At 60.1% G+C, this 23,239-nt stretch carries 24 protein-coding genes; 7 read left to right on the top strand and 17 right to left on the bottom strand.

Features of this window, described 5'->3' with window-relative positions; all coding sequences use genetic code 11:
• Nucleotides 1-11: 11 nt before the first annotated feature.
• Nucleotides 12-524 carry a DUF488 domain-containing protein gene (locus AAFG50_RS07960; protein WP_018641667.1) on the bottom strand — a complete coding sequence of 171 codons (513 nt, stop codon included), beginning with the start codon at nucleotides 522-524 and terminating at the stop codon, nucleotides 12-14.
• A gap of 564 nt (nucleotides 525-1,088) precedes the next feature.
• Here AAFG50_RS07960 and AAFG50_RS07955 point away from each other — a divergent pair.
• Complete coding sequence (locus AAFG50_RS07955; RefSeq protein WP_049826435.1) at nucleotides 1,089-2,669, top strand: alpha/beta fold hydrolase; 1,581 nt, start codon at nucleotides 1,089-1,091, stop codon at nucleotides 2,667-2,669.
• Nucleotides 2,670-2,682: 13 nt separating this feature from the next.
• Nucleotides 2,683-3,876, top strand: coding sequence for a hypothetical protein (locus AAFG50_RS07950; RefSeq protein WP_028159538.1), 1,194 nt, complete (start codon nucleotides 2,683-2,685; stop codon nucleotides 3,874-3,876).
• Here AAFG50_RS07950 and AAFG50_RS07945 read toward each other — a convergent pair.
• The 6 genes from AAFG50_RS07945 to AAFG50_RS07920 all read right to left on the bottom strand — a co-directional run bounded on the left by AAFG50_RS07945 (nucleotide 3,873) and on the right by AAFG50_RS07920 (nucleotide 8,387).
• Nucleotides 3,873-5,681, bottom strand: coding sequence for a DUF2326 domain-containing protein (locus AAFG50_RS07945; RefSeq protein WP_018641670.1), 1,809 nt, complete (start codon nucleotides 5,679-5,681; stop codon nucleotides 3,873-3,875). The genes AAFG50_RS07950 and AAFG50_RS07945 overlap by 4 nt on opposite strands.
• A 1-nt stretch (nucleotide 5,682) precedes the next feature.
• Nucleotides 5,683-5,883, bottom strand: a complete 201-nt coding sequence (locus AAFG50_RS07940) for an ABC-three component system middle component 8 (RefSeq protein ID WP_131234200.1) — start codon at nucleotides 5,881-5,883, stop codon at nucleotides 5,683-5,685.
• A gap of 25 nt (nucleotides 5,884-5,908) precedes the next feature.
• Entirely contained in the window at nucleotides 5,909-6,880 is a 972-nt protein-coding gene (locus AAFG50_RS07935; RefSeq protein ID WP_018641672.1) for an ABC-three component system protein, read from the bottom strand.
• A gap of 270 nt (nucleotides 6,881-7,150) precedes the next feature.
• Nucleotides 7,151-7,297, bottom strand: a complete 147-nt coding sequence (locus AAFG50_RS07930) for a hypothetical protein (RefSeq protein ID WP_018641673.1) — start codon at nucleotides 7,295-7,297, stop codon at nucleotides 7,151-7,153.
• Nucleotides 7,298-7,327: 30 nt separating this feature from the next.
• Nucleotides 7,328-8,053: an integrase gene (locus tag AAFG50_RS07925; RefSeq protein ID WP_011089949.1), complete on the bottom strand. Its 726-nt coding sequence runs from the start codon at nucleotides 8,051-8,053 to the stop codon at nucleotides 7,328-7,330.
• Nucleotides 8,016-8,387: a hypothetical protein gene (locus AAFG50_RS07920; RefSeq protein ID WP_074077759.1), complete on the bottom strand. Its 372-nt coding sequence runs from the start codon at nucleotides 8,385-8,387 to the stop codon at nucleotides 8,016-8,018. The genes AAFG50_RS07925 and AAFG50_RS07920 overlap by 38 nt, the downstream gene beginning before the upstream one ends.
• A 317-nt stretch (nucleotides 8,388-8,704) precedes the next feature.
• Between AAFG50_RS07920 and AAFG50_RS07915 the strand changes: the two genes are divergently transcribed.
• Nucleotides 8,705-9,070, top strand: a complete 366-nt coding sequence (locus tag AAFG50_RS07915; RefSeq protein WP_014492324.1) for a hypothetical protein — start codon at nucleotides 8,705-8,707, stop codon at nucleotides 9,068-9,070.
• Here the strand turns inward: AAFG50_RS07915 and AAFG50_RS07910 are convergent.
• The 5 genes from AAFG50_RS07910 to AAFG50_RS07890 form a co-directional block, all read right to left on the bottom strand.
• Complete coding sequence (locus AAFG50_RS07910) at nucleotides 9,015-10,346, bottom strand: integrase arm-type DNA-binding domain-containing protein (protein ID WP_014492323.1); 1,332 nt, start codon at nucleotides 10,344-10,346, stop codon at nucleotides 9,015-9,017. The two genes, AAFG50_RS07915 and AAFG50_RS07910, sit on opposite strands and share 56 nt — an antisense overlap.
• A gap of 630 nt (nucleotides 10,347-10,976) precedes the next feature.
• Nucleotides 10,977-11,654 (bottom strand): hypothetical protein, encoded by a 678-nt coding sequence (locus tag AAFG50_RS07905; protein WP_028172966.1) that lies wholly within the window; start codon nucleotides 11,652-11,654, stop codon nucleotides 10,977-10,979.
• 46 nt (nucleotides 11,655-11,700) lie between these two features.
• Nucleotides 11,701-12,189 carry a transcription elongation factor GreA gene (gene greA / locus AAFG50_RS07900; protein ID WP_028172965.1) on the bottom strand — a complete coding sequence of 163 codons (489 nt, stop codon included), beginning with the start codon at nucleotides 12,187-12,189 and terminating at the stop codon, nucleotides 11,701-11,703.
• Between the two features lie 97 nt (nucleotides 12,190-12,286).
• Nucleotides 12,287-12,772 (bottom strand): hypothetical protein, encoded by a 486-nt coding sequence (locus tag AAFG50_RS07895; RefSeq protein ID WP_028172964.1) that lies wholly within the window; start codon nucleotides 12,770-12,772, stop codon nucleotides 12,287-12,289.
• Between the two features lie 145 nt (nucleotides 12,773-12,917).
• Nucleotides 12,918-13,256 carry a hypothetical protein gene (locus AAFG50_RS07890; protein ID WP_028172963.1) on the bottom strand — a complete coding sequence of 113 codons (339 nt, stop codon included), beginning with the start codon at nucleotides 13,254-13,256 and terminating at the stop codon, nucleotides 12,918-12,920.
• A gap of 268 nt (nucleotides 13,257-13,524) precedes the next feature.
• Here AAFG50_RS07890 and AAFG50_RS07885 point away from each other — a divergent pair, with 268 nt between their 5' ends.
• Complete coding sequence (locus AAFG50_RS07885) at nucleotides 13,525-13,758, top strand: DUF3551 domain-containing protein (RefSeq protein ID WP_028172962.1); 234 nt, start codon at nucleotides 13,525-13,527, stop codon at nucleotides 13,756-13,758.
• Here the strand turns inward: AAFG50_RS07885 and AAFG50_RS07880 are convergent.
• Nucleotides 13,752-13,976 carry a hypothetical protein gene (locus AAFG50_RS07880; RefSeq protein WP_131234199.1) on the bottom strand — a complete coding sequence of 75 codons (225 nt, stop codon included), beginning with the start codon at nucleotides 13,974-13,976 and terminating at the stop codon, nucleotides 13,752-13,754. The genes AAFG50_RS07885 and AAFG50_RS07880 overlap by 7 nt on opposite strands.
• 110 nt (nucleotides 13,977-14,086) lie before the next feature.
• On the opposite strand from AAFG50_RS07880, the gene AAFG50_RS07875 reads away from it, so the two are divergent.
• Both AAFG50_RS07875 and AAFG50_RS07870 read left to right on the top strand, forming a co-directional pair.
• Nucleotides 14,087-15,622 (top strand): heme peroxidase family protein, encoded by a 1,536-nt coding sequence (locus tag AAFG50_RS07875; protein ID WP_028172961.1) that lies wholly within the window; start codon nucleotides 14,087-14,089, stop codon nucleotides 15,620-15,622.
• A 384-nt stretch (nucleotides 15,623-16,006) separates the two neighbouring features.
• The gene (locus AAFG50_RS07870; RefSeq protein WP_028172960.1) at nucleotides 16,007-16,444 is read left to right on the top strand and encodes a PaaI family thioesterase; all 438 of its coding nucleotides are present in this window, start codon (nucleotides 16,007-16,009) and stop codon (nucleotides 16,442-16,444) included.
• 424 nt (nucleotides 16,445-16,868) lie between these two features.
• Here the strand turns inward: AAFG50_RS07870 and AAFG50_RS07865 are convergent, their stop codons facing one another.
• From AAFG50_RS07865 to AAFG50_RS07850, 4 genes are all read right to left on the bottom strand, one after another.
• Nucleotides 16,869-18,683: a caspase family protein gene (locus AAFG50_RS07865; protein ID WP_028172959.1), complete on the bottom strand. Its 1,815-nt coding sequence runs from the start codon at nucleotides 18,681-18,683 to the stop codon at nucleotides 16,869-16,871.
• Between the two features lie 227 nt (nucleotides 18,684-18,910).
• Nucleotides 18,911-19,777 carry a L,D-transpeptidase gene (locus tag AAFG50_RS07860; RefSeq protein ID WP_028172958.1) on the bottom strand — a complete coding sequence of 289 codons (867 nt, stop codon included), beginning with the start codon at nucleotides 19,775-19,777 and terminating at the stop codon, nucleotides 18,911-18,913.
• Between the two features lie 230 nt (nucleotides 19,778-20,007).
• Nucleotides 20,008-20,526, bottom strand: a complete 519-nt coding sequence (locus AAFG50_RS07855; RefSeq protein WP_028172957.1) for a hypothetical protein — start codon at nucleotides 20,524-20,526, stop codon at nucleotides 20,008-20,010.
• Nucleotides 20,527-20,563: 37 nt separating this feature from the next.
• On the bottom strand, nucleotides 20,564-22,111 hold the full coding sequence (locus AAFG50_RS07850; RefSeq protein ID WP_028172956.1) for an acetolactate synthase large subunit: 1,548 nt from the start codon (nucleotides 22,109-22,111) through the stop codon (nucleotides 20,564-20,566).
• A 284-nt stretch (nucleotides 22,112-22,395) separates the two neighbouring features.
• Here AAFG50_RS07850 and AAFG50_RS07845 point away from each other — a divergent pair, with 284 nt between their 5' ends.
• Nucleotides 22,396-22,974 carry a L,D-transpeptidase gene (locus tag AAFG50_RS07845; protein ID WP_028172955.1) on the top strand — a complete coding sequence of 193 codons (579 nt, stop codon included), beginning with the start codon at nucleotides 22,396-22,398 and terminating at the stop codon, nucleotides 22,972-22,974.
• Nucleotides 22,975-23,239 lie beyond the last annotated feature (265 nt).

The following is a 23,239-nucleotide window of genomic DNA, read 5'->3' as shown; positions in this document are numbered from 1 at the left end:
TTGCCTCGGTGCTACCCCATGTGGGCGGGTGTCCTGTCATCGGAGGAAATTCGGCCCCTCGGCACTTTGTGACCGGCTAACGGTGCTGCGCTCAAATGAACAAGCTTAAACTTACCGCGCCTCACCATCGAATCAGCGACGATGCAGCGGTGGCAATTGGTGTGATCCTGTTCAAAGCAAAGCAAACATGCAACGGATTTCGAGGCGGCCGAGAGAGCATCAGTTAAAGCTTGCTGCGCCGCAGTAGTCATCATGTGTGCCGCGAATATTCGGCGGAAATCAGAAAACCGGCCCTCCCGGGCGGCCGTCCGCCCGGGCTTCGGATCGCCAAGCCCCTTAAGGTGCAGATATTGGATACCGGCTTTATCCAATCCCTGCGCAAGGGCAGTTTTCGAGAAGCCCGGTTTGCGCGAAATCGGCACGTCTCGGACGTCGATCAGCAGCTTGACGCCATTTTTCTGAAGGCTCGCGAACAGGTCGGATGGCTTGCAACCTTCGTATCCAACGGTGAAAAGTGTCGTCATGTGCGTGCTCTCCTACAGTGCTTCCACCATGTTCGCCAAAGGTTGACAACCCGTGAGGATGATTGCCGCATGCCCATAGATGCCATGCTGGTCGACATCAATGCAGGGACGGCCCTTCGGCGGCTCGGCAGTGCTGCTCCTGCCATTCTTCGACAGTGAGAGGGTGGCGCCTCCCGCCATCGTAGAGCACCGCGTGCCCTCTAAATGCGACATGCGCGAGGCCGTCCCTCAACCAACCCTGGACGGTTTCCGCGGTCGGTGGCTGTTCGCTCCCTGGTATGGGGCAGGTGGCTACAATGACGTGGGGAGTACCGGGGCGGACGTGCTCACCCTCGAGCTGCTGGAGAGGAGCAACAGTATAGCGGCGCCGAAGGCGGGATGCGGGGCCGAGTGCCGTCCGCAAGGAACATCTCGCAATCGCAGAAAACGCTTGGGAGAGATATAGCCAGGAAAAAGATTGTTTATAGAGAGATATACAACCGGTCTCCCATAGAGCAAAATTGGCCTCACTCGCATTGATCGTCCGGGAATTCCGGGTCTCTCAAAAATCGCTTCGAGGCCATCATGATCAAGTGCCGTATTCCGGTTTTAGCCGTATTGAGTTTTTTTTACCTCGTGTGTTCACCGGCATGGCCGCAGGCGCCCGCGCCTCTGGCCCTTGCGACCCAAGGAAGTCAAAGTCCCGACTTGGGTGCAGCAGATCCTGTGCAGGTTGCAACGGATATCTTCTTGGCCTTTGGATCCAATGACTTAACTGCTTTCAGGCCGGTTCTTGAGTCAAAGATATTCGAGCATCTGTCGGTGAATGGCGACAAGCTTTCCGAACAAGTCCAAGACTTGTCCTTGCCCCGAAAAGCCTCAGTCATTGCCAGCGGGTACGTGAAACCAAGGTACTTTTTTGAAGTAGAGCTGACTCATGACCTGCTGCGCGGTGATCCGGGCGCAGTTGTCGCCGCTGGAGGCCAACGGAGCTATTATCTCATCGGCTACAATACGGAGGTCGGCCTGATAGACGCCTTCGCTTTCCGAATCGACTTTCGAATCTTCGAAAGTAACCGACCAAATCTCGCATTTGGGAGTAATCTGCGGGAAGAGCCAATGGTTAGTGCAGGTGCCGCGTTAGCGACAGGCCCAGATCCTGATCCGCGCACGATCGACTTTTTGTTTGCGACGACGAGAGCACGTGAGCAGAAGTCGTTTAGCGAAAAGCGAGGCACAACCATCACATTCGGCGGTCTTCGTGTTAGGATTCCGGACGACCACAAGATGGGGAACGTACGGGTCCCGAAAATCCGCGAGGCACTCATCGGAACTTATGAAGAGAAACTCGATCCTGGAAAGCACTTTGTAATTTCTAGGCAAGGCGTTATCGGAAAGCCTACGTGGTCTGATACGGCTAAGGCGGCGCGCACTACCGAAGCGCTCGTGTTTGTACACGGCTTCAACAACACTTTTGACGATGCCGTATATAGAGCCGCTCAGGTCTTCTGGGATCTCCAGTACAAGGGCTTGCCTGTTTTGTACTCGTGGCCTTCTTGGGGTAACGCGAGAAACCCGCTCGATTTGGCGCGGTCTTATCTCTACGATCGAGATAGCGCCCTGACTGACAGCGATAGCTTTCTAGAGCTTCTCCGATTGCTTCGTGATGAGCTTGGGATAAGGCGGGTAAATATTGTGGCCCACAGTATGGGCAACTATCTTGTGCTGAATGCGCTTCGAGGCCAAGCGTCCTCTCAGGACAGTAAGAAGTTCGGTGAATGGATTCTGGCCGCGCCGGACGTCGATAAGGACCAGTTTATGCGGTTCGTTCCAGGCGTTCAGGGGCTGCTCACTGGTGTGACGTTGTATGCATCGGCTTCAGACAAGACACTTCTGGCATCTATGAAGGCGGCAAGAAACGTGCCGCGAGCGGGATATGTGTATGGTAAGCCGCTAACGTTGCCGGGAATTGATTCAATCGACGTCACCAGAATGGGCGACGAGTTGTTTGGACTGAACCATGACACGTTCGCCACCAACAGGTCATTGATCGATGACATGGGATTGCTGCTCGATGGTGTACGGCCACCAAACAAGCGGCTTCGGCAGATCATACCGGTACCGGCCAACCCGCCGCCGCCCAAATACTGGGAGTTCGCTCCGTAGTGGGAAAGCGGCCATGCGCATATTCTCGTGGAATCTGCTTCGTGGCTTCGTTGTTGGTAGTCTGCTGATCACGTCCGCGGTGGTCAGAGCCGCGACAATAGACGTCACATTTCCGGATCGAGCGCCCGACGCAGTGGGCGCGATCACCATCTCTTTGACCGGCTTTATCGAGACGGAAGATGGAGACATCTTCCTGAAAAAACTGGCAGCGGCAAAAAAAGCCCTGTTCGAGAAAGACAATCCGGATCTTATTTACGAGATATCAGGTCCCAGCTATTTGCAGATTCGGCTCGAATTGGACAGCAAGAACGGAGGCGAACTCTCTGCGGCCTTAAAGATCGCCGCGGCTGTTAGAGAGGATGGGATAGCGACGGTGGTCAAGAAGGGAAGCTCCTGTGTGTCCGCATGCGCGTTTATCTTCCTGGCAGGCGAGAGCCGCGTTCCATATTCGGACGTGACCAACCACCGAATTCTGCAGCCTGGAGGATTTGTCTTTTTTCATTCTCCGCATCCCCAACGGCGGCGACCGGGAACGTTTGCCGAAGGCAGAAAAGCAGTTCGAGAAATGCTGCGTGTTCTTGGTCCTCGGCTTCCGCCTCACCTTGCCGTTGAGATCCTCCTGAAAGAGCCCCATGAGTTCCTATCAATCGATACCGTTGCGGACGCAATCAAATGGAACGTCGATCTCGAAAAGATTCGCGTTCCCTGGCCGCGGCGATCCGGCTTTCTTCAAGCCTGCAGAAATTATCTTGTGTTCAAGAAAGGCAGACCGATCGACGATCTGACTGTCGGGGTCAAGGAGCCAGAGAAGCCGTCAACACCAGACTTCGGCCTTCAAGATGACAGGCCGCTTCGCGCTGATGACAGAGATCCCCTGACGAAGCTGGAAGCCTCCTTGTTACCAGAGGAGAGTCCTGAGCTTCAGCAGGCCAGGATTGAATTCCGGGCTCCAATGTTGATGCGCATGGTTTATATCGGAGAAGGAGAAATGGCTTCGCAGTTTGTCTTCGACGCGGGAGATATAAGGGGCGCCATTCCATGCACCATATGGAGCGGAAACTATGATCTCCATGTGAGTGAAAGACTTGTTCCGCTAACTAAAGAAAGTCTTGAACAAGAGATGGGGGATGGTCGATCAGCTCCCATACCCTACTGGTACCAATATCCACCGGACACGGAGCTTAGCTCTATAGCGGGAGATTACTAGAACTCGGCCATCTTGAACAAGCGCCCATCGGCCCCATCGTCGTGTAAGCGGAGCACGACCTCGTCCTCTGCGAACGTCGGTGGGGATTTCTCATCAATACGCGGGAGGTCCGAAGCGATCAGCGTCATTATATACTGGATCTTCATCGTACTAGTTTGCTCGCGTACGACCTCCAACAGTGCGAGTTTTTTTCGATCATCAAGAGCTTCAAAGATACCGTCATGGTACACGAAGTGGAAGAAACCAACGTCCTCATAAACCTTTAGCAGCGCCAAGTCGAAAAGTGCGCAAACCAGCTTTTTGTAGCTGGTCCCCTCTCCCTGGCTGGACGTCTTCCCGGTTTGCCCTGGGGTCCCGAGACCGATGGTGTAATCGAAATTACCGTTTGAGTTTACATGGAAGTAGAAAATGCCCTCGTGACTAAGCACTCGCTGACAGTAAGCGTTGAAGACGCGGCTGAAGTTTTCATAGATCGGCGTCGGCCTAGCAACCATCGCCTTGATTTCATCGACTACTCTGCCCCGCTCCCGCTCGCTCTCACGCACCTGCAGCGCGGTGGCCGCCACCACTTCAAGCTTCTTGCGTTGCTCATCGAGATAGACAAGTTGCGCTTTCTGCTCGGAGAGTTCGCGCTGCAAGGTTTTGAACTTATCAAACGTGTCTGTGCTGCGCAGAACTCGAAGTTGCTGCTCGCGCCGTTGATCCAAGCTGGTCTTGCGAGACTCTAGCTCCACCCGCTCCTTGTCGAGCGTTGTCCTGCGGGTTCTCAAGGCGGCGTTTCGTTCGCGAGTGACCTTCTTATTGAAGTCCACCAGGTCTTCGTATTGCTTCTTCACCTGACCGGCGAACAAAATATTGGATTCGGAGAATATGGTTGCGACCTCGTCCAGATCGAACCGGTCCTTATGCTCCATCGCCACATCAATCTGCCTAACATCGTAGTTGATGTTGTAGAGGCGCTCGTTGATATCTGAGATTTCACCCTCAACCTCATCGACGAGGTTTTTCATGATACGGCGCTCTTCAGCGTCGAACTCAAAGGCGTCAAGCTGAGCCTCAAGTTCTTCCACCTGCTGCCGCAAGACAGAGATTTGCGCCTGGAGCTTTGGAAGGTCCTCTTCCCGGTACTGGACTTCTGCCGCCTGTTCAGCCTGGCGCTGCTTCAGCGCGCCGATGGAGTCGTCAAGCTCGTACTTGCGCTGCACCGGCGATTCACTAAAGCCGAAGAGGTGAGCAACGAACGGCTTCCAGTGTGCGTCCTTACCCATTTGGAACTTCTGTAACTGAAGCTCATCGCTGAAATCACCTTGGGCCCTCAAGAAATACGTGATGGCCATTCGGTAGTCGTATGGCTTTAGGACCTTCAAGTCGAGCCAGCCGTCCAGCAGCTTGACGGCCTCCTCGCGACTCAGCTCGGCGTGATCCCATTGGTCGTCAGGCAGGTCAACCAACCGCCTGCCGCTCTCGGCGTGCTTTGTCAGAGCAACTTTGTTGGGGTTGTCCGCACCCCGTCGAATGGTAGCAAACTCACCTGAGTTTAGGGCTACCTCGATAAAAAACTGATAGCCAGCAAAGCGGTCTTGATGCTTGACCAGAAACTGCTCCGGAGCGGTGCCCTTGAGCATTAGAAATTCGATAAGATGAAGAAGGGTGGTCTTGCCGAGGTTGTGGGAGTCGCGCTTCTTGTCCTTAGGCTTCTTAACATCGCCAAAAATGACATTGAGACGATCAGCATGCTTGCCGAAATTGAAATCTATCGGATGAAAGAGGTCATCCTTATTGGAGTAAATGCGACTGATCTGCATGTCAGTTCGCCCTGTACTCTATGACGTCGTTTTTTGCGTGATATTCAATCTTGCCCATCAGGTATAGGAAGCTTAGTGCAGGCAAAAATGTGATTTCTCCATCCCCGCCGACGCGCCTGATGACAATGCCCCGCAGACGCTCGAACTCCATCACGCCGCGCTTCTTAAGCTCACGGAGCATGATGGCCGCGATTCGCAGCACGGAGACATCCAAGTTGAGGTGTTTTCTAGGCGTGAGCATTGTCGGTCATCGGTGTTGTTGGAAGTTTTTTCGATCCGATGTCGCAGTTGGCATACATGTAGTGAAGCATCACGCTGATCATACGCCGCTTGCCCTTCAAAGCGACACGTTTCTTTTGAATCTCCTCAATTAGAAAAGCAAAGACGCTATCAAAGGTTTCAAACTGCGGGCGCGCGGCCAAAATCTTTTGCTTCAGCTCGTCAGCGCTATCGTGATAGAGAGCGGCAATCTCCGTATTCCGTGGATTGCTCAAGAAATGGTCTATCCGCGAAAAGTGCGGGAATGAGTTATTCACGATGACCTGGTTATAGTAGTCATCTGAAAGTCCGTTGATCTTGTTTTTCTCTTCTCGCAGCTTGAGCTTCTCAAAGTCGCGCGCGCTGTTGAAGGCGCTCATCACCGAGCCATCAGCATAGTCGTGAACGGCACCGATAACCTCAATGAGGTCGTCAGGCTCAAACCGGAATGGGATTGTGTCCTTCCTGTTCGGCAGCCACTCTCGGAGTTGCTGCATATCATCCAGCGCAGTATTCAAGCGTTCGATCCCGATGATATGAGCACTCTTCACGCCAAGCGCCATAAGACCAGCTATCAGCTTCTCGTCGGCGCCGCCGGTATAGCGGCGGTTGGTGAAGACCATGTAGTGGTCACACAATCCTTTCTTCCCCAGCCGTTTGATTTTGGCATGCTCCTTTTTCAGGAGCCGCTCAAAGTCCTTATCCGAGCACGACTTGTCGAATACGGCGACGTGCTTCGCCTGGAGTACGACATCCCCCTCCAAAGGCTGCGTGGTACTGGGAAAGCACTCAGCCTTGCCATTGAATTTTCCGTCACGACCTCCGTCGCGGCCTGGCGCGAACGGTGTGACGCCTTCCCCGAGCCACTTCACGCAGATCTTGACGACAAGCTCTTCAAATTCGCTCTCGCTAAGTTCGTAAAGGCGGTAATCGCGGCGCATATATAACCTTGTTCCAAATAGAATTGAGTGACCAGCAACGTGACGCGAATTTGGGCTCCAGTGCTGCCCACGCGTACCAGTAGGGAATCAATGTGGATAACGCAGTGGTTGCAATACTGACGTAATATCGCCTTCAAGATCAAGGGGAGAGCGCCTGCGCGCCAAAGGCGAACCGCTAAACGGGTTCGTAAGAAAGATCGGGCCCTTCGGCCCAGTAAGAATTTAGAGCCTCCACCAGCGGTTTCGGCGCTTCTTTATGTTGATTTAGGTTCAGACAAAATCCTGCGCCTCAGGATCAACCGGCGCTTGGTAGACCTCACTCAACTGCCTGCGAGGAGCGGGCTTGGCCTGACGCACATTGATGGCGGAAGCATCGAGCCTGTTCTTGATGTGCGCCGCATAGAACTTCTCGATCATCTCCACTGAGGTTCGGCAGTTCTTCGCTATCTAGTAGCTGTCCGCCCCTTCCATCAGGCGCATGCAGATGTAGGTATGCCGCAGGCTGTATGCGGTCCGCCGATTGCCATCCCGATCCAGCTTCAACTCGCTCCTATCAAGCAGGGCATTGAACATCTTGATGTGATTGCCCGGAAACACGTGGTCGGTCGGCTTGGGCAACTGCGGCGGCTCGTTAGAGGGCGGCAGCTTCGCCCGCACCCGCGCTCTGCCCTGCTTCACGTATTTCGCGCGGCCTAGCAGCCGCTCATAGGGTCGCACCGCGCTCGGCATGCTCTTGCAGTAGCCGACGCCCCGCTTGCCGCGCACCTCGATTTCCAGGATGCGCTCGCCGCTACGTTCGTCCTCAACAATGGTCACGTCGCGATGCTGGAGGTTCTTGGCCTCATCCGGCCGCAAGCCGGTGTTGGCCAAGAACAGGACGTAATCATGCAATTGCTCGGCACTCCAACGGTGGTGGATCTGGCTGGCCTTCGCGTGCGCCCGCGTGGTTTCGTAGAGCTGCTTGTATTCCTCGGGGCTGAACCACGGCCGATGCACCACCTTCCCCGAAGTCTTATAAGGAGGAGAGAAGTCCGGCAGGTGCGCGAGCCATTCATGGCGAATGGCAGTCTTCAACACCTGCCGCAACGTCACGACCTCGTCGTGGATAGTGCTGCGCGCGGGCGCCTTGCCGGTCTTAGACGTTGCGATCCGGTGCAGGCGATATTCCTGCACCTTGCCTGAAGAACGGCAACAGGTGCAGGCGAAGCCTGATCTCGTAACCCTGGACCCAGCGCTCGCTGCGCTGGCCCTCGGTGATCACCTCATACTCTTTCAGGAATTGGTCAGCGGCTTGGCGAAAGGTCTTCTCATTCACCAACAGCCCCGCCCGCGCCTTCCCACGAAGACCGATAAACGAGTCCTCCGCAAACTGCTTGGCGAGGGAGAGATCTTCCTCTCCGGTCGTGCTGCGGTGTTGGCGGCCGTCGATGGAGGCCGAACAGTGCCAATACCGGCCGTTTCGCCGGTATACCTGAATCAGACCACCTAGAAGCTCGTGCCTGGCCATCATGCACCTCCACGTGCATTTTAGCGCAGGCAACCAAAAAGTCGAATTTTGTGCTAGGCGCGTGCTAGGCCATTTACGAAAAATTAAAGGGTTAGGCTTTCGCCAACCCGTTGTATTACATCAGAAATTTGGTTGCGGGGATAGATTTGAACCTATGACCTTCAGGTTATGAGGCCGAAGGTCTGCCGGGCTGGAACCGGTTCGTCCTATTTGTACGCCACAGCTACCCAGCAACCATACCTGCGCACTTGGTTTCTTTCTTGCCGGAGCAGCCTACGATCTTATTGCCCAGACCGATCATGGTTCGGGGCGGAGGCATGCGCGGCAAAGACGAAAAGATTGGGATCGAGGCATTTGGGTCGGCAGGTTCCAGCAAAATACCGCGGGCGAATCGCCGTCGCAAGAACCGTGGCATGCCGCCGCCCGCGACGTTCGATATCGATACGCTGCCGGGCAGCTCTAATTTGACGGCATTTGAGGCGGCCGCGGTCATCCGGCGTACGCCCGGCGCGTTGGAGCAGTGGCGGCGCAATCCGAGCCACCCGCTGAAATGGCGCTACGTCGATGGCCGCCCCCTCTATCGTGTCGATGCGGTACGCGACTATCTGGCCAAGTGCGATAAGACCACTAAGATGCCTCAGCCGCATAATGCTCACGGAGACGGCCGAGGAGCTCGGCCTTGATCGGGTCAAGCGGATTCGTCCGCTGCAGGCGCACGATTTTGCCGACCCGTTTCGCGCCGACCAACTCCGCAATGTAGTCGTGAGCCGCTTCGAACGCCATTTTGCGGATGATCCACTGTTCGTCGTGATTGTAGACCTGATCGATTCCGCTTGGCCTTTGCCCGACACACAGCCGCTGGATTTCGTTGTCGTAGCCGCAGCGAGACATGACGGTTCGTAAGCTGCGCCTTAGGTCATGCATGGTAAACTTGGCAACACCCGCTTCCTTGACCAGGCGGTTGACCATCTTGGTGAACCCGGACATCTGGCCGCCGGTCTTTGGTGACGGGAAGACATAGTCGGACGTTGCGCGCTGGAAGTGTTTGGCGGCCGCGAGCACCTCGTTTGCGAGGTGGGTGCGCGGCACGTCGTGGTGCAGGCCCATCTTGGTCCACGCCGCATCGAAGGTGATACGGTCATCCATGATGTGCTTTCGCCACTCGATCATGGTAGGCTCGCTGCGGCGCGGGCCACCGAGCAGGCACATGCGAGCCAGGAGACCAAAAGCCCCGAGCTTGCCGGATGCATCCCAGACTTTGATGATTTCCTCATCGGTCAGCGCGCGGCCCTTCGTTCGGCGTCCGACCCTTTGCGCGCGGGTTTCCTTGGGCGCGCGATAGCCGGCGAGCACGTTGTGCTCGACATAGCCCTCACCGACGCACCATTCGAGCAAAGTATGCACGTGCTTGCGCAAGTCCTTGGCTGCACCACGCTTGCCGGTCTTGGCAATCTTATCGACCGCAGCCATGATCTGCCGTCGCGTCAGGTCCCCCACGCCGCTCTCGGCGTGATCCTTGAGCCCGCGCCGCAGCGCCGACATTGCTGGCTTCCAGTTGACGACTTGACGTTCGGTCATAGACGTCTGGTAAGGACCATCTTCAACAATGAGGGTCGCGAGCGTGGTGCGCTGCTTCTCGGCTGCCTGTTGCCGCCTCGCCTCGCGCTTCGCGTCGTTCGGGTCCAAGCCCTTGACGACTTCGCCTGCGGCGATGGTGGCGGCCTTGCGGGCGGCCTTCTCATTATATTTGGGCCACGCGCCGAGGGTCTTGCGCTGGGTCCCCCTCACCCCCGGCTTGGTGAAGAGGTAGACCCAGGTCCGGCCGCCGGTGGCGCGCATGCGCAAGGCGAGGCCGGGCAGCTTGTCGTCGTGGAGATAATGCTGCGCCTTACCCGGCGGCAGCGTTGCGTTGCGGATCACCGCATCGGTGAGTGTCAGCTGGTTGGCCGGCTCCGTCATGATTCCTTCCCTCTCTCTGTGCCCCAGTGTGCCCCGCAAGAAGGGCGGTGAGCCTCGAACAGAACCGGGTCTCAGACCTCCCCCGTTTGTGTGCCCCAAGGGAATATCCGCGGCGGGCACAACGGGGGCATACAAAATGTAGTAAGGTCAGGTATGGGCTCTTATAGCCGCAGTAGGCCATAACTCTCATTAATTTAAGGAGTTTTTACACCTCAACTATGGCCGGATTTGGTTAGCTCGGGTCTACGGATTGTGGTTCACACGGGAGAGGTCCAAGGTTCGATCCCTTGTGCGCCCACCATCCATCCTCCTGAACCCTGCCGTTGCTGACGATCCTCGACGCTTGGCGGCTATCGTCCCCCGCCCAAATCAAAAATGTCGAAAACAACCCCATGCACAGTAGCCGACCTCAGTCGGATCAATGGTTTACGCGTTTTCCGAATTCGATTGCTCCGTCGGGCAAGACAGGGGCATGATGGCAGCATTCGAGGAGAGAGTTCCTGAGCCCGTCATTGCGAGCGCAGCGAAGCAATCCAATATCCCTCCGCGGAAAGACTCTGGATTGCGTCGCTGCGCTCGCAATGACGGAGCAAGCGATGAGACCGCGCCGGGTTCACGCGCACGCAAGCTTCAGGCGGCCCGAGCCGGCCGCAAGGCCGCGTAGAGGCCGACGAGGGTCCCGATGGCGACCAGCGCTGCCGCCAGCAGCAGCTGCAATTCGCCATCATCGGTGGCGCCTACCGACGATACAAGTCTGGTCACGACGACGAACAGAACGCCCACGGAGGCCGCTGCACCCACGCAAAGATGGACGATCTCTCGCGTCAGGTTACGGCCGAGCAGTCCGAGTGCCGTGAAATACATCGCGCACGCGTTGGGGTGAACGAACAAGGCAACGCGCGCGTAGGGACCGTAGGCGTCGAGCAGGGACTCACACCGGCGCAGTGCCGCTTTTGAGGCAACCCGCTGCAACAGCGGTCTGAAAAAACGAGCCTGTCCGTAACTCAGGACGGCACCCACGATGATGGCCAGCCACGCCACGATAAAGACGGAGACATCCGCAGGCTTCGGATTGAGCGCCACGGACATCAGGATGAGGGCGGTCCCGGGAAAATAGCCAAAATACGGGAAGACCGACTCCAGCAGCACGCAGACGAACATGAAGACCGGAAACCACGGTGACCCGGTCGCATCCTGGACAATGGCGTTCAAGTCGAAGAGATCAGTCTTGTACAGGACGAGGTACATGCACATGGCTAGTCCAGCCAGCGCGTAGAACGGCAACGCTCCCGACAGAAACCGTCTCATCCAACCATCGGGCTTTGTTGCGCGGGCACAGCACAGACCATCGATATCAGCACGATCCGATCGACAGAATCTCGATCTCCTGCGTGCCCGCTCCCACGACGTCTCCCACCGCCTTCCCGATCAGCGACCTCGCGACCGGCGAGACGAACGAGATCGAGCCGGCCTTCGGATCGGCTTCGTCCTCGCCGACGATGCGATAGGTCTGTACGCGGCCATCAGGGCGGCTGAAGGTGACCGTGCTGCCGAAGGCGACGGTGTCGGTCGAGGCCGGGGTGGGAATGACCTGCGCGGTGCGCAGCCGTTCCGTCAGATAGCGCGCGTCGCGCAGGGGGACCGCGGACTGCCGGCGCTTCTCGTTGACGTCGTCGATGGCTTGCGCGGCCTCATAGGCCTCGCGCGCCTCTTGAAGCTGCGTCTGCAAGGCCTGCAAGCCCGCTTCGGTCACGAAGTTCGGATGAGGCGAGATCGGCCGATCCGGCAACAGCGTCTCGGACGCGGTTTCGGCGCTTTCTTCCTTGGTAAAGGCGACGCTCAATTCGTAAATCCTGTCGTACTGCTTTGGCTAACGGCGGTGCGTTCGCGCCGCAATCCCCGGGGATCGCGCGTCCGCACCTCACGGGCGATTGCCCGGACTATATCTCAAGCTGGACGAAACGGCGCAGCTTGAAGACGAGGTCCGGCATGGCCTGGCGGAACCGCGTCGCGTTCTGGAACGTGGTCGAGAATGGCGCGAAGGTGATCATCGCGTTCCAATGCCGGTAGCCGTAGACCGTGACCGAGACGCCGGATGCGGGAAAGTCGTCCAGCTTGCGCAGCTCGCCGAGCACGAGATCGGCAATCGCTTCCGCGGGCAGCAATCGCTTGCCATCCGGCGTCGTGGCGACCTTCGCGGGCGGTTCGGCCGGCTTGGCGCCCGCAGGCTCGGCATTGGACGCATTGTCGGGCTTGGCCGGTGCCGCTTCGGGGATGGACGCCTCGACCGGCTCAAATCCATTCGTCGGCGCTGTCGGTGGACCCTCGGTGAGCGGCGGCGGTGCGACGACGTCTGCGCGCTTGTTGCCTCCCAGGATGCTGCTGATCATGGCCACAAGGCCAGCATCCTTCACGTCGTCACTCATTACGTCCCCCGGCTTTGGCCTACTCTAGCACTGCTCCGGCAGATCGCCACAACGTATGTGTGGTCCGCCTCCCGCTCGCCAGGGCCGCCTCCGTGTTGCCCCGGCGGCGCGCGCGTCCAATTGCGCCGCGCCGCCGTGCGATCCATCACTGCTTCTCGAACGGAATATATTGCTGGTACTGCCTGGGCACCGAGCTGCGATAGCGCGCGGGCACCGTGCCGGTGTCGACCGAATGATCGATCTCCTGCTGCCGCGTCATCCTCTTCTTCGCCGGCTTCTTCGATGCGCTCTTCTTGGAGTCGGACGGCTGGCCTGACGTGTCGGTGGTCGCGCTCGGCGTTGTCGTCGTCGCGGCCGGAGCGGCGGTCGTCGCCGCAGGCGCCGCGGTCCCGCCGGCGGCCGGAGCGCTCTGCGCCAGCGCGAGCGGTGTTTGCATGAGAAGCGCCAGCGCTGCTGTCGCAGCCAGCAAATATGACCTTTGCATCAGAACCTCCAAAATAACTGACCCGAATGAGGCAAAGCGTAGGCCTCCGGGAGCAACGTGGGCACGTCCGCCGACGGTAGGCCGAAACCCGGCCGCGAACTGTGGCCGAGATCACATTACTCGCCGCGGCTTGCCTCATCATAGACGCACGTCGAACGCAGCGCCCACTGCGGACACCAAGACAAGCACGACAAAGTGTCGGGCAAGTCCCGGAACACGCGGTTCGAGCTGGTGTTCCACATCCAACCGTTCCCAAAGGGAGACTGAAATGCGTCGCACCATCCTCACTCTCGCATCGTTCGCGGCCTTGATTGCCGCGACATTCCCGGCGGCCCAGGCCCACGCCGCCAACGACAGATATTGCCTGCAAGGCCGCATCTGGGGCTATCCCGGCAACTGCCAGTTCGCGACCTATCAGCAGTGCCAGGCCACCGCCTCCGGCACGTCGGCCTATTGCGGCGTCAACCCGCGCTACGCGTTCTCGCAGCAGCGCTATTACTGACGAATTTGCGGCGTGCGCGCATGACGCGCGCGCCGCCACAATTTTACGAGAAGACGGTCCACTGCGCCGATGGCCCGGCGAACCGACGCTGCGCCAAGCAGCTTGCGCCCGTCGATGACGAGAATGTTATCCGTCATCGTTTTGGGAAAAATTTGCAAAGCCCTGCCGCAGCTTGTCCGCAACGCTCCCTCCCCCCAGAAATCGTCGATGCCTGACAATTGTGATCTATCTCGCTTTCGGCGGGCGTGGTCTAGCCTAGCCTGCATATTCCAGCGCGAACAACTTCAGCTCGATCTGTTTCCATCGCGATTTTCCAGGGAGGTCATTTATGAGCAGCCGCCACAGCATCACTCCGCGCGGCCTGAACGCAACGCGTTCGTCGCTTTCGCAAGGCCGCTTCGGCCGCATGTTCCGCAAGCTCGCCCCGGCGAAATTCGGCCACAACGACGCCGACAATGTCGCGAACCTTTCGGCGCTGGCCGACAAGATGGTCGCCGATTTCGATGGGCCGAAGGACGGACCGGACGCGGAGGAGAGCGGCATTCCCGCGCTCTACACCTATTTCGGCCAGTTCATCGACCACGACATCACGTTCGATCCCGTCAGTTCGCTGACCAAGCAGCAGGATCCCGACGGGCTCGTCGACTTCCGCACGCCGGCGCTCGATCTGGACAATCTCTACGGCCGCGGTCCGAACGACCAGCCCTACATGTACGACGGCATCAAGTTCCGCCTCGGCGAGAAGCTGACCGGCGCGGGCGTGCCCGATGCCAGCGACCTGCCGCGCTTCAAGGGCCGCGCGCTGATCGGCGATCCCCGCAACGACGAGAACAGCATCGTCTCGCAGTTCCAGGCGCTGATGCTGCGCTTTCACAACCGCATGGTCGACGACAATGACAGCCTGTCGTTCGAAGAGGTGCAGCAGCGCGTCCGCTTCCACTATCAGTACGTCGTGCTGAACGACTTCCTGCCGCGCATCGTCAAGGCCGACGTGCTGGATGAGCTGAAGACCGCGGGCCAATACGACCGCAGCAAGCTCGCCCACTATCACTGGAAGACCTATCCGTTCATGCCGGTCGAGTTCTCGGTTGCGGCCTACCGTCTCGGCCACTCCATGATCCGCCCAGGCTATCGGCTGAACGATGCGGGCAATATGCTGTTGCAGATCTTCCCCGACCCCCACAATCCCGACAAGAATGCGCTGACCGGCTTCCGCGCCATGGGCCCGGGCCGCGCCATGGACTGGGGCCGCTTCATCGATCTGGACACGCGCCCCTATGGCGTCGAGGACGACGACACCAATCCCGACAACAAGAAGCGACTTCAGTTCGCCTATCGCATCGATGCCTCGCTGGTGGATCCGCTGCGCAAATTGCCGCCGGAAGTCGCGTCCAATCCGTCGTCGCTGGCGCTGCGCAATCTCGAACGCAGCTGGCGGCTCGGCCTGCCCTCGGGCCAGGCGGTCGCCAGGGCGATGAATTTGACGCCGCTGACGGACGATCAGATCATCATCGGCAAGGCCGTGGACGAGCCCGGCGCAGGCGATCCACAAACCGGGATCGCAACGATCGCGAACGGCGTGTTCGCCGACAACTGTCCGCTCTGGACCTACATCCTGGCCGAGGCGCGGCAGTCCCCAGCCGACGTCCCGATCCCCGTCACGGGCGGCCCCGGCACCGTCAAGACGCCACAGCTCGGTCCCGTCGGCGGCCGCATCGTCGCCGAGGTCTTCCTGGGCATGATGTTCGGCGACAATTCCTCCGTGCTGTCGCAGGACCCGCAATGGACGCCGGTGACCGGCTCCGGCTTCGCGCTGAAGGACCTCGTGGCCTACGCACTCGGCCAGGGCGATCCGCTGCACTGAGCCTACGCGGACGATGACGCGAGGGCCGCCCGCATCACGCGAGCGGCCTTTTGTCATCGCACGCGACGGGGAGAAGCGACCGGATTCCTAACGCGCATAGAGTGAGCTGAAGATCAGTCAGCTCTCGGGCGTGTCCTCATAAACTCGTCACGTCCGGTTTGCTCTCAGAAGGCGACATCGAGACCGACACGCCACCAGTTCGGCCTTGGGCCAATTCCGGACTTATGCACCGCAGCGAGCTACGCTTTGTTTGATCACCTCGTCGGCAGTGGAAACCACCTTTCTTGGGCGGCACTTGGATGCCGAACCACGGGTACGATTGTTTCTTGCGGATCGTCAGCGAATGGCACAGGTTTTCGCCAAGAAAGGAGCTCGCGCATGACCATGAACAGCACCGGTATCCCCGAAGGTTTCGAACCGCACTTCCGTAAGAGCCCTTTCACCGATCCTTGGGAACCGCTCTATTCGAAGCAGACGGACAAAGCCGTGATCATCGGATTACGGCTGGCCAAGCCGCACACCAATGCACGTGGCAACGTTCATGGCGGGCTGATCTCCGCGCTAGCTGACAACGCGATGGGCTATAGCTGCGCGCAGGCGATTGGCTGGGCATCGTCGCTGGCGACGATCACTCTTGTGGTCGACTTCACCGGCATCGCGCAGATCGGGCAATGGCTCACCGTGGACAGTGAGGTGATCAAAACCGGCAGAACGATCTGCTTCGCGCAAAGTCTAATCAAGGCCGACGACAGTGTAATCGCTCGGGCGAACGCCACGTTTCGCGCAGTGCCGAAGCATAAGGGTGACACTCATCCCCGTTAGCCGTTAATGCTCGCACCACACAACCGGCCTGAAAGAGCTTTCAGATCGATCTAGGTCCGCAACGGGTCAAAAGCAGCGGGGGACGCCAAGTAAGATCGGCGTCCGGTTTGCCCCCGACATCCGACATGACACGCGCTCAATCGACCTTCGGCTAAGGGCCAATAGCTGACATTCCGCTTATTCCATCGCTTCGTCGGCCCCGAGAGAGGTGCGCAGCGGAACAGTGATGTCTGCTCAGCGCTCGTTTACACCGAGAGGGTCGGCGGTTCGAATCCGTGACCGCCCACCATCACGCCCATTGCAGCCCAAAATCATAATGTGATCAGAGTATCCAGAGCCTTGCGGAAGGCAAGCCGCCGATCTGTCACAGGGATCACTCCTAAGCAAGGCGTTTGCATGCCGACGAACGCGGCCGGCGCGATGGTCAGTCGCACACCTCGCGTTGAATGAGGATACCCGATCCGTTGCCTGGGCTGTATCCACTCGCTATCCGACAGCCTTTGCCCACGGGCCTGCATCCCGCACCATTGCAAATCATCTGACCAGACGCTTGTGGCTTGGCTGGCGCTGTTTCTGTCCGCTTCCGCTGCTCATCACGCTTGATTGCCTCATCCCGCGTCGCGACCGGCTTCTTGTCCTGCAGCTTCTCGCATTCATTGTCGTCATTGACGCGATAGCCCGCGCGGCAGGTGATCTTCACGCAGGCATCGCCGTCGGCCCTGAAACCGTGGTCGCAGACCAGCGGGCAGACGCGACCCGGCTTCGCCTTGATTGCATCCAGCGCATCGAAGCTCGCGAGCTTGGCGTCGAACTTGGTGCCGGCGTATTTGTTGAACAGCGTCAGCGAGCGTTGTGACGCCGCATTCCAGTCGCCGTCCGCCGAGCTTGTCAGACAACCGACGCGGCGGAGTTCTGACTGCACCAGCTTCGTCGTTTCCTGGGGCGACATCGCCGGCGGGGTCGAAGAGGGCACTACGGCCGCGACCTTTTGCTCGGTGTTGGCGGCGATTTGTTTCTCGCCAGCCTGCTTGGCGGTTGCCTCGGCCGCCGCCTTGTCGGCCGCTTGCTTCTCGGCGAGCGCTTTGGCAACGGCGGCCTCGGCCTCCTTTCTTCGCTGCTCAGCGGCGGCGGCTTTTGCCTCCTCGATCTGCTTAGCCCTCTCAGCGCCCAGACGGGCATCCTCGGCGGCCTTGGCGGCTACCGCTGCCTTTTCCTGCTCGACCTTTTTGGCACGGTCGGCCGCGAGCCGGGTTTTCTCCTCTTCGGCCTGTCGAGCCTTGTCGGCGGCCGCAGCGCGTGTTTCCTCGGCGGCAATTTTCTTGAGCTGCACCTTTGCCAAGTCGGCATAAAAGCCGTTCGGGAAGGCCCTGAGAAACGCCTCCCATGCGTCAAGGTCGCCCGCCTGAAGTGCGAGTTCGTAGCCCCTGCGGATTGCATCATCAGGGCTCGCCTGCGGTCCTGTGGCCGCCGGCTTCGCAGGCACGAGGGAAACGTCGTCACCACCCAGCGAGCCATAGACATACGGCTCCTGCTTGTAGCCGGTGTTCTTGAGGACGTCGTCGCGGACGAAGCCGAAAGCTTTACGCAGGTCGAGCCCCGGCGTTGGGAGGCGCTCGACCAGGGCTGCCGCAAATGGGCTGTTTCTGGAGTCCCCGTCTGAGGCCGTCGAGCCGGCTTTCGCCGCGAAGGCGATCATGGTGTTCGGGCTGGTCGGCTCGACCTTGGCAAGGCCGCGGCCGATGGCGCGCGCGGCAATCGTCCGCTTCATGGTTTTGGCGAACGGGTTATCGCGGCAGGCATCGAGGATGACCAGGCGGAGCTGCTTGGCCGGCTCGACCGCGAACAGAGCGCGGTCCAGCGGCAGCGTCTCGTCGAGGACATCGCTGTCCGTCTCGAGCGTGGCATCGGTGGGGATCAGATAATTGGTGCCGTCGAGCTCGATGCCATGACCGGCATAATAGACGACGGCCACATCGGTCTCACGCGCCCTGCCGCCGAAGTCGCGGAGCGCGCGGCGCATCTCGGCGGCATTGAGATCGAGCTTGATGTCGACCTGGTCGAATCCGGCCTTCTTGAACATGCCACCGATCAGCGTGGCATCATTAACCGGGTTCGTAAGCCTCGGCACGCTCTTGTAGGCCGAATTGCCAATAACGAGCGCGACCCGACGCTCGGCGTGCGCCGAACCGCAGGTTAGCCAAACGACAAATAGCAATGAAAACCAGCGAAATGCGCCCATCACAGCCCCGAACATCACGTGCGCAGCGTATGCGGAGCCTGCCGAAAGGCAAGTATTGGATCTGTGATGCTGATCACTCAGGACTTCGGCATGTCGCCTATGGGTCAAAAGCGGCCGTCGGGGCCGAGTGCTGCAAAGCGTCCGCTATCGGTCCAGAAGCTGACTAAAAAGCGGCGACTTGAATTGCCTCCCTGTCTTCAGTTGCAGACCGAGGACGGAGGACTGAGTTACTGAGCTTCGGCGATCTTCGGTCCGGATGACAGCATCTGCGCGTTGGCTGCCGAGGGCCGGTTCGACGGCGATGCCGGGTCCGGCGATCGGGAAGCGGCGTCGGGCGACGCTCCCTGCGATGGCCGACGGGCAGCGGTTGCCGGAAGCACGATCACTTTCGCTCCGACTTTCACCCGCTCATAGAGGTCCACGACGTCCTCGTTGGTCAGCCGGATACAGCCGGACGAAACCCGCTTCCCGATCGTATCGGGCTTGTTGGTGCCGTGAATTCGATACTCCGTCTCGCCCAGATACATCGCCCGGGCGCCGAGTGGGTTGCCGGGACCGCCGGCCATGAACCGCGGCAGATAAGGCTGACGCGAGACCATCTCCGCAGGCGGGTGCCAATCCGGCCATTCTGCTTTGCGAGCCACCGTCTGCTCACCGGACCATGCGAAACCTTCGCGGCCAACACCGATGCCGTAGCGCATCGCCTGCCTGTCGTTCAGAACGAAATAGAGGAATGTGTTTTGGGTATCGATGATCACAGTGCCCGGTGTCTGGTGGCTGGCGTAGTCAACCACCTGCCGGACAAGTGCGCCGGGACCGTCAGCGGCTTTTGGCGGTTCGACCAGCGGCGCCGGGGCCGGGGCCGGAATCGGAGCCGGAGCTGGCGCCGATGCATGAACCGGAGTTGCCACGTAAACCGGGGATGACGATGCCATGGCTTGGGGTGCGGACGGCTTCCCTATCGGTTGCACGCTCGCCGGGCGAGACAGCAAACCGTACCCTAACGCGGCGACGGCCACGACGCCAACTGCAACTCTCGCGGCCATCGGTAGTGCGAACGTCTTCGCCTTTCCACGTTTGGCCCGCTTGCTCATATCTTTCCCCAGGTCACCATGCCCAAGAGAGGTACCCGGCAACATTTAAGAAACTTCGAAGCGATCTCTCTCAGACTGGAACCCGTTGACGGTGGTTAACGCCGGACTCTTGCTCGGCGGAGCGCACACGCCCCGCGCTTTCGTTAACGGCGGCTTCGGGTCAGTCGCTGCTGGCCAAGCGGAGCGACTTCCGCTCTGTCCGCGACATCTGACGTTTAGAAGTCCACGCCCTAACGCGCGGCTCCGAGGCCGAGCTCCGCGAGGCGCGTTGCGAACCAGCGCGACAGCGGCTCATCGACGAGGCCGCCGACATAGACCTCCGACATCGTCACATGGTGCTTGTCCAGCACCAGCAGCACGCCGATCCAACAGGCGAACCAGACATGCGGATCGGTCAGCGCCCGCAGCTTGTGCTGGTCGTGCGTCACCGACGTGTGATTACTCGCCTTGCGGATCTCGACGCTAAGCAAATTGTTCGGGATCTCGCGCTGATGCACGACGACATCGGGATAGATCGACTTGTCCAGATGGTCGTCGGTCGAGACGATGGTGCCGTGCGGCAGATGCAGCGTGCGTTCGCCGAGCCGGTCGTAGTTGCAATCGACTGACCAGCCGGCGAACTGCTTCTCCAGATGCACGGCGAAGCGATGCGTGATCGCGCGCTCGCCGATGTCCTTTTCGAACAGGAATCCTTCGTGGGCGTAGAAGTCCCGGAGCGCCGCGATCACCTTGTTCAGCTCGGTCTGCATCGTGCCCCCCGGCCCTCGGCGCTCCCTATGATGCGCCCTACATCTGAACTTCGATCAGCCGCGGCCCAGGCTCGGCGACGGCTTCGGCCAGTGCCTTGTTGAACTCGTCGGCATTGGTGACGGCGCGGCCGGGCACGCCCATGCCCTTGGCCAGCGCCACGAAATCCAGCGTCGGACGGTCGAGCCGCAGCATGTCGTTGGCGCGCTGGCCGGGCTCGCCGGCGCCGACATTGTCGAACTCGCCGCGCAGGATCTGGTAGATGCGGTTGGCGAACACGATGGTGACGATGTTGAGGTTCTCGCGCGCCTGGGTCCACAGCGACTGGATCGTGTACATCGCGCTGCCGTCGCCGACCATGGTGATCACCTTGCGGTCCGGGCAGGCGATCGCGGCGCCGATCGAGAGCGGCGTCGAGAAGCCGATCGAGCCGCCCATGTTCTGCAGCCAGTCGTGCGGCGCGGCGGCGGCCGTCGGCGGGAAGAAGGCGCGGCCGGTGGTCAGCGACTCATCGACCAGGATCGCGTTCTCGGGGATCGCATAGGCGATCGACTGCGCGATGGACGCGTGGGTCAGCGCGCCGGTCGGCTTGACCAGCTCCTGCACTGCCTGCGGCTTGACGTCCTTGGCACTGGCCTTCACCGCGCCGGCGAGCGCTTCCAGCGCCGCGACCGAATTCTCGCCCCAGGAGGTCATGCGATGGACGTCGCAGCCTTCGGGCCTCAGCACGCTCGGCTTGTTCGGATAGGCGAAGAACGCCACGGGATCGTCGGACTCGACCAGCACGATATGGCGGAACTTCGCCAGCATCGGCAGCGCGTTCTCGATCACGTAGTGGATGCGGTCGATCGAGAAGCGGCCGCGGCCGCGCGCCATCTTGGGACGGAAGGTCGGGCCCATCACGGTGCAGCCGGTCTTGGCCGCGATGCGCTCGGCCAGCGCGAGGCCCTGCTCGCTCAGCGCGCTGCCGGTCATCAGCAGCAGCGTGCCCTCGCCGTCGCCGTGCAGGATTTTTGCGGCCTGCTCGACCGCCTGCGGCGAATAGCTCGCGCGCTGCTGCTCGGCCGGGACCTCGGCGATGCCGTCGGCCTCGTTCCAGGCGGTGTCGGCGGGCAGGATCAGGGTCGCGATCTGCGGCGGCGCGCTTTTGGCGGCGGCAATCGCCGCGGCGCCGTCAGCGGCAACCGATTTGGAATCCGGCGAGGTGCGGACCCAGGACGACATCGGCCGGGCGAGGCCCTCGATGTCGGAGGTCAGCGGCGCGTTGTAGCCGATATGGTAGACCGCGTGCTGGCCGACGATGTTGACGATGCCGGAATTCGCCTTCTTGGCGTTGTGCAGATTGGCAAGGCCGTTGGCGAGGCCCGGGCCGAGATGCAGCAGGGTCGAGGCCGGGGTGCCCTTCATGCGGAAATAGCCGTCGGCAGCGCCCGTCACCACGCCTTCGAACAGGCCGAGCACGCAGCGCATGCCCGGCACGCGGTCGAGCGCTGCGACAAAATGCATCTCGGAGGTGCCCGGGTTGGTGAAGCAGACGTCGACCCCACCCTTGACCATCGTCCGCACCAGGCTTTCCGCACCGTTCATTCTTTTTGCTCCCACAACCGGCGATTTCGAGTGATCCATCTGACCAATCATTGTTCGCGGCATCCGTCAAAGCAATAGGGGGCATCGCGGCCCTGCCCCGCGCCGCGACGCGCTGGTTTGGCTAACGCTTTTTGACAAACTGGCCCGGTTGCCGATTTGGTAACGCCATTCGTTAATGGTTGGCTTGTTCGGAAAGGACTTGCCTCACGGGGCCGTGGCTTGCGAAATGCCGGCAAATATGGCCTGTGGCCTTCGTTGAATCGATTTTTTTGCTGGGGGAAACAATGATCCGGTTTTTTGCCGCGCCGATTGCCGCCATTGCACTGCTGACGGCCACCGCCGGCGGCGCCTTTGCCGAAGAGTTCGACTCGCGCGACATCATGGGCGGCGGCCCGAACTTCTTCCGCGGCGGCTCGAGCCCGATCCCCCGCACCACCGTCAACTACTCCGGCAACTATGCCCCCGGCACGATCGTGGTGAACACCTCCGAGCGGCGGCTCTATCTGGTGCTCCAGAACGGCCAGGCGCTGCGCTACGGCATCGGCGTCGGCCGCGACGGCTTCCGCTGGGGCGGGGTGCACAGGATCACCGCCAAGAAGGAGTGGCCGGACTGGACGCCGCCGTCGCAGATGCTGGCCCGCCGACCCGACCTGCCGCGCCACATGAAGGGCGGCATCGAGAACCCGCTCGGCGCGCGCGCGATGTATCTCGGCTCGACGCTGTACCGCATCCACGGCTCCAACGAGCCGGAGACGATCGGCCAGGCGGTCTCCTCGGGCTGCTTCCGCATGACCAATGATGACGTCAGCGACCTCTATAGCCGCGTCTCGGTCGGCACCACCGTGGTCGTGCTGAACAACTGAAGCGCAATTGCCTCCACGCACGTGGTGTGCTCCCTCTCCCGCTTGCGGGAGAGGGTTGGGGAGAGGGTCTCACCGCAACGGGACAATCCTCCAGAGGAGAGAGCCCTCACCCGCCGCTACGCGGCGACCTCTCCCGCAAGCGGGAGAGGTCGAGGGAGCCGCGGCTTCGGCTGAATCACACGAAGTCTGTCACGCTTTTGCTACAGATGATTGGCGGGAACCCGCAGGGCGCGTGAATTTGCGGTCTTGTGCGCGCGACGCGAAT

It is taken from the genome of Bradyrhizobium sp. B039, from assembly GCF_038965675.1.
GTDB classification, from domain to species: Bacteria; Pseudomonadota; Alphaproteobacteria; order Rhizobiales; family Xanthobacteraceae; genus Bradyrhizobium; species Bradyrhizobium diazoefficiens.
The sequence above is the reverse complement of the archived record's forward strand: the minus strand, read 5'-3'. Positions and strand labels throughout refer to the sequence as shown.

What these genes read in the sequence shown, in the direction of transcription:
- AAFG50_RS07920 (WP_074077759.1), bottom strand. Translation starts at nt 8,387, where the DNA reads ATGGCCAGGCACGAGCTTCTAGGTGGTCTGATTCAGGTATACCGGCGA.
- AAFG50_RS07860 (WP_028172958.1), bottom strand. Translation starts at nt 19,777, where the DNA reads ATGAGCAAGCGGGCCAAACGTGGAAAGGCGAAGACGTTCGCACTACCG.
- AAFG50_RS07890 (WP_028172963.1), bottom strand. Translation starts at nt 13,256, where the DNA reads ATGCAAAGGTCATATTTGCTGGCTGCGACAGCAGCGCTGGCGCTTCTC.
- AAFG50_RS07930 (WP_018641673.1), bottom strand. Translation starts at nt 7,297, where the DNA reads ATGATCGAGAAGTTCTATGCGGCGCACATCAAGAACAGGCTCGATGCT.
- AAFG50_RS07865 (WP_028172959.1), bottom strand. Translation starts at nt 18,683, where the DNA reads ATGGGCGCATTTCGCTGGTTTTCATTGCTATTTGTCGTTTGGCTAACC.
- AAFG50_RS07950 (WP_028159538.1), top strand. Translation starts at nt 2,683, where the DNA reads ATGCGCATATTCTCGTGGAATCTGCTTCGTGGCTTCGTTGTTGGTAGT.
- AAFG50_RS07870 (WP_028172960.1), top strand. Translation starts at nt 16,007, where the DNA reads ATGAACAGCACCGGTATCCCCGAAGGTTTCGAACCGCACTTCCGTAAG.
- AAFG50_RS07845 (WP_028172955.1), top strand. Translation starts at nt 22,396, where the DNA reads ATGATCCGGTTTTTTGCCGCGCCGATTGCCGCCATTGCACTGCTGACG.
- AAFG50_RS07960 (WP_018641667.1), bottom strand. Translation starts at nt 524, where the DNA reads ATGACGACACTTTTCACCGTTGGATACGAAGGTTGCAAGCCATCCGAC.
- AAFG50_RS07875 (WP_028172961.1), top strand. Translation starts at nt 14,087, where the DNA reads ATGAGCAGCCGCCACAGCATCACTCCGCGCGGCCTGAACGCAACGCGT.
- AAFG50_RS07850 (WP_028172956.1), bottom strand. Translation starts at nt 22,111, where the DNA reads ATGAACGGTGCGGAAAGCCTGGTGCGGACGATGGTCAAGGGTGGGGTC.
- AAFG50_RS07915 (WP_014492324.1), top strand. Translation starts at nt 8,705, where the DNA reads ATGCGCGGCAAAGACGAAAAGATTGGGATCGAGGCATTTGGGTCGGCA.
- AAFG50_RS07955 (WP_049826435.1), top strand. Translation starts at nt 1,089, where the DNA reads ATGATCAAGTGCCGTATTCCGGTTTTAGCCGTATTGAGTTTTTTTTAC.
- AAFG50_RS07935 (WP_018641672.1), bottom strand. Translation starts at nt 6,880, where the DNA reads ATGCGCCGCGATTACCGCCTTTACGAACTTAGCGAGAGCGAATTTGAA.
- AAFG50_RS07855 (WP_028172957.1), bottom strand. Translation starts at nt 20,526, where the DNA reads ATGCAGACCGAGCTGAACAAGGTGATCGCGGCGCTCCGGGACTTCTAC.
- AAFG50_RS07910 (WP_014492323.1), bottom strand. Translation starts at nt 10,346, where the DNA reads ATGACGGAGCCGGCCAACCAGCTGACACTCACCGATGCGGTGATCCGC.
- AAFG50_RS07885 (WP_028172962.1), top strand. Translation starts at nt 13,525, where the DNA reads ATGCGTCGCACCATCCTCACTCTCGCATCGTTCGCGGCCTTGATTGCC.
- AAFG50_RS07895 (WP_028172964.1), bottom strand. Translation starts at nt 12,772, where the DNA reads ATGAGTGACGACGTGAAGGATGCTGGCCTTGTGGCCATGATCAGCAGC.
- AAFG50_RS07905 (WP_028172966.1), bottom strand. Translation starts at nt 11,654, where the DNA reads ATGAGACGGTTTCTGTCGGGAGCGTTGCCGTTCTACGCGCTGGCTGGA.
- AAFG50_RS07945 (WP_018641670.1), bottom strand. Translation starts at nt 5,681, where the DNA reads ATGCAGATCAGTCGCATTTACTCCAATAAGGATGACCTCTTTCATCCG.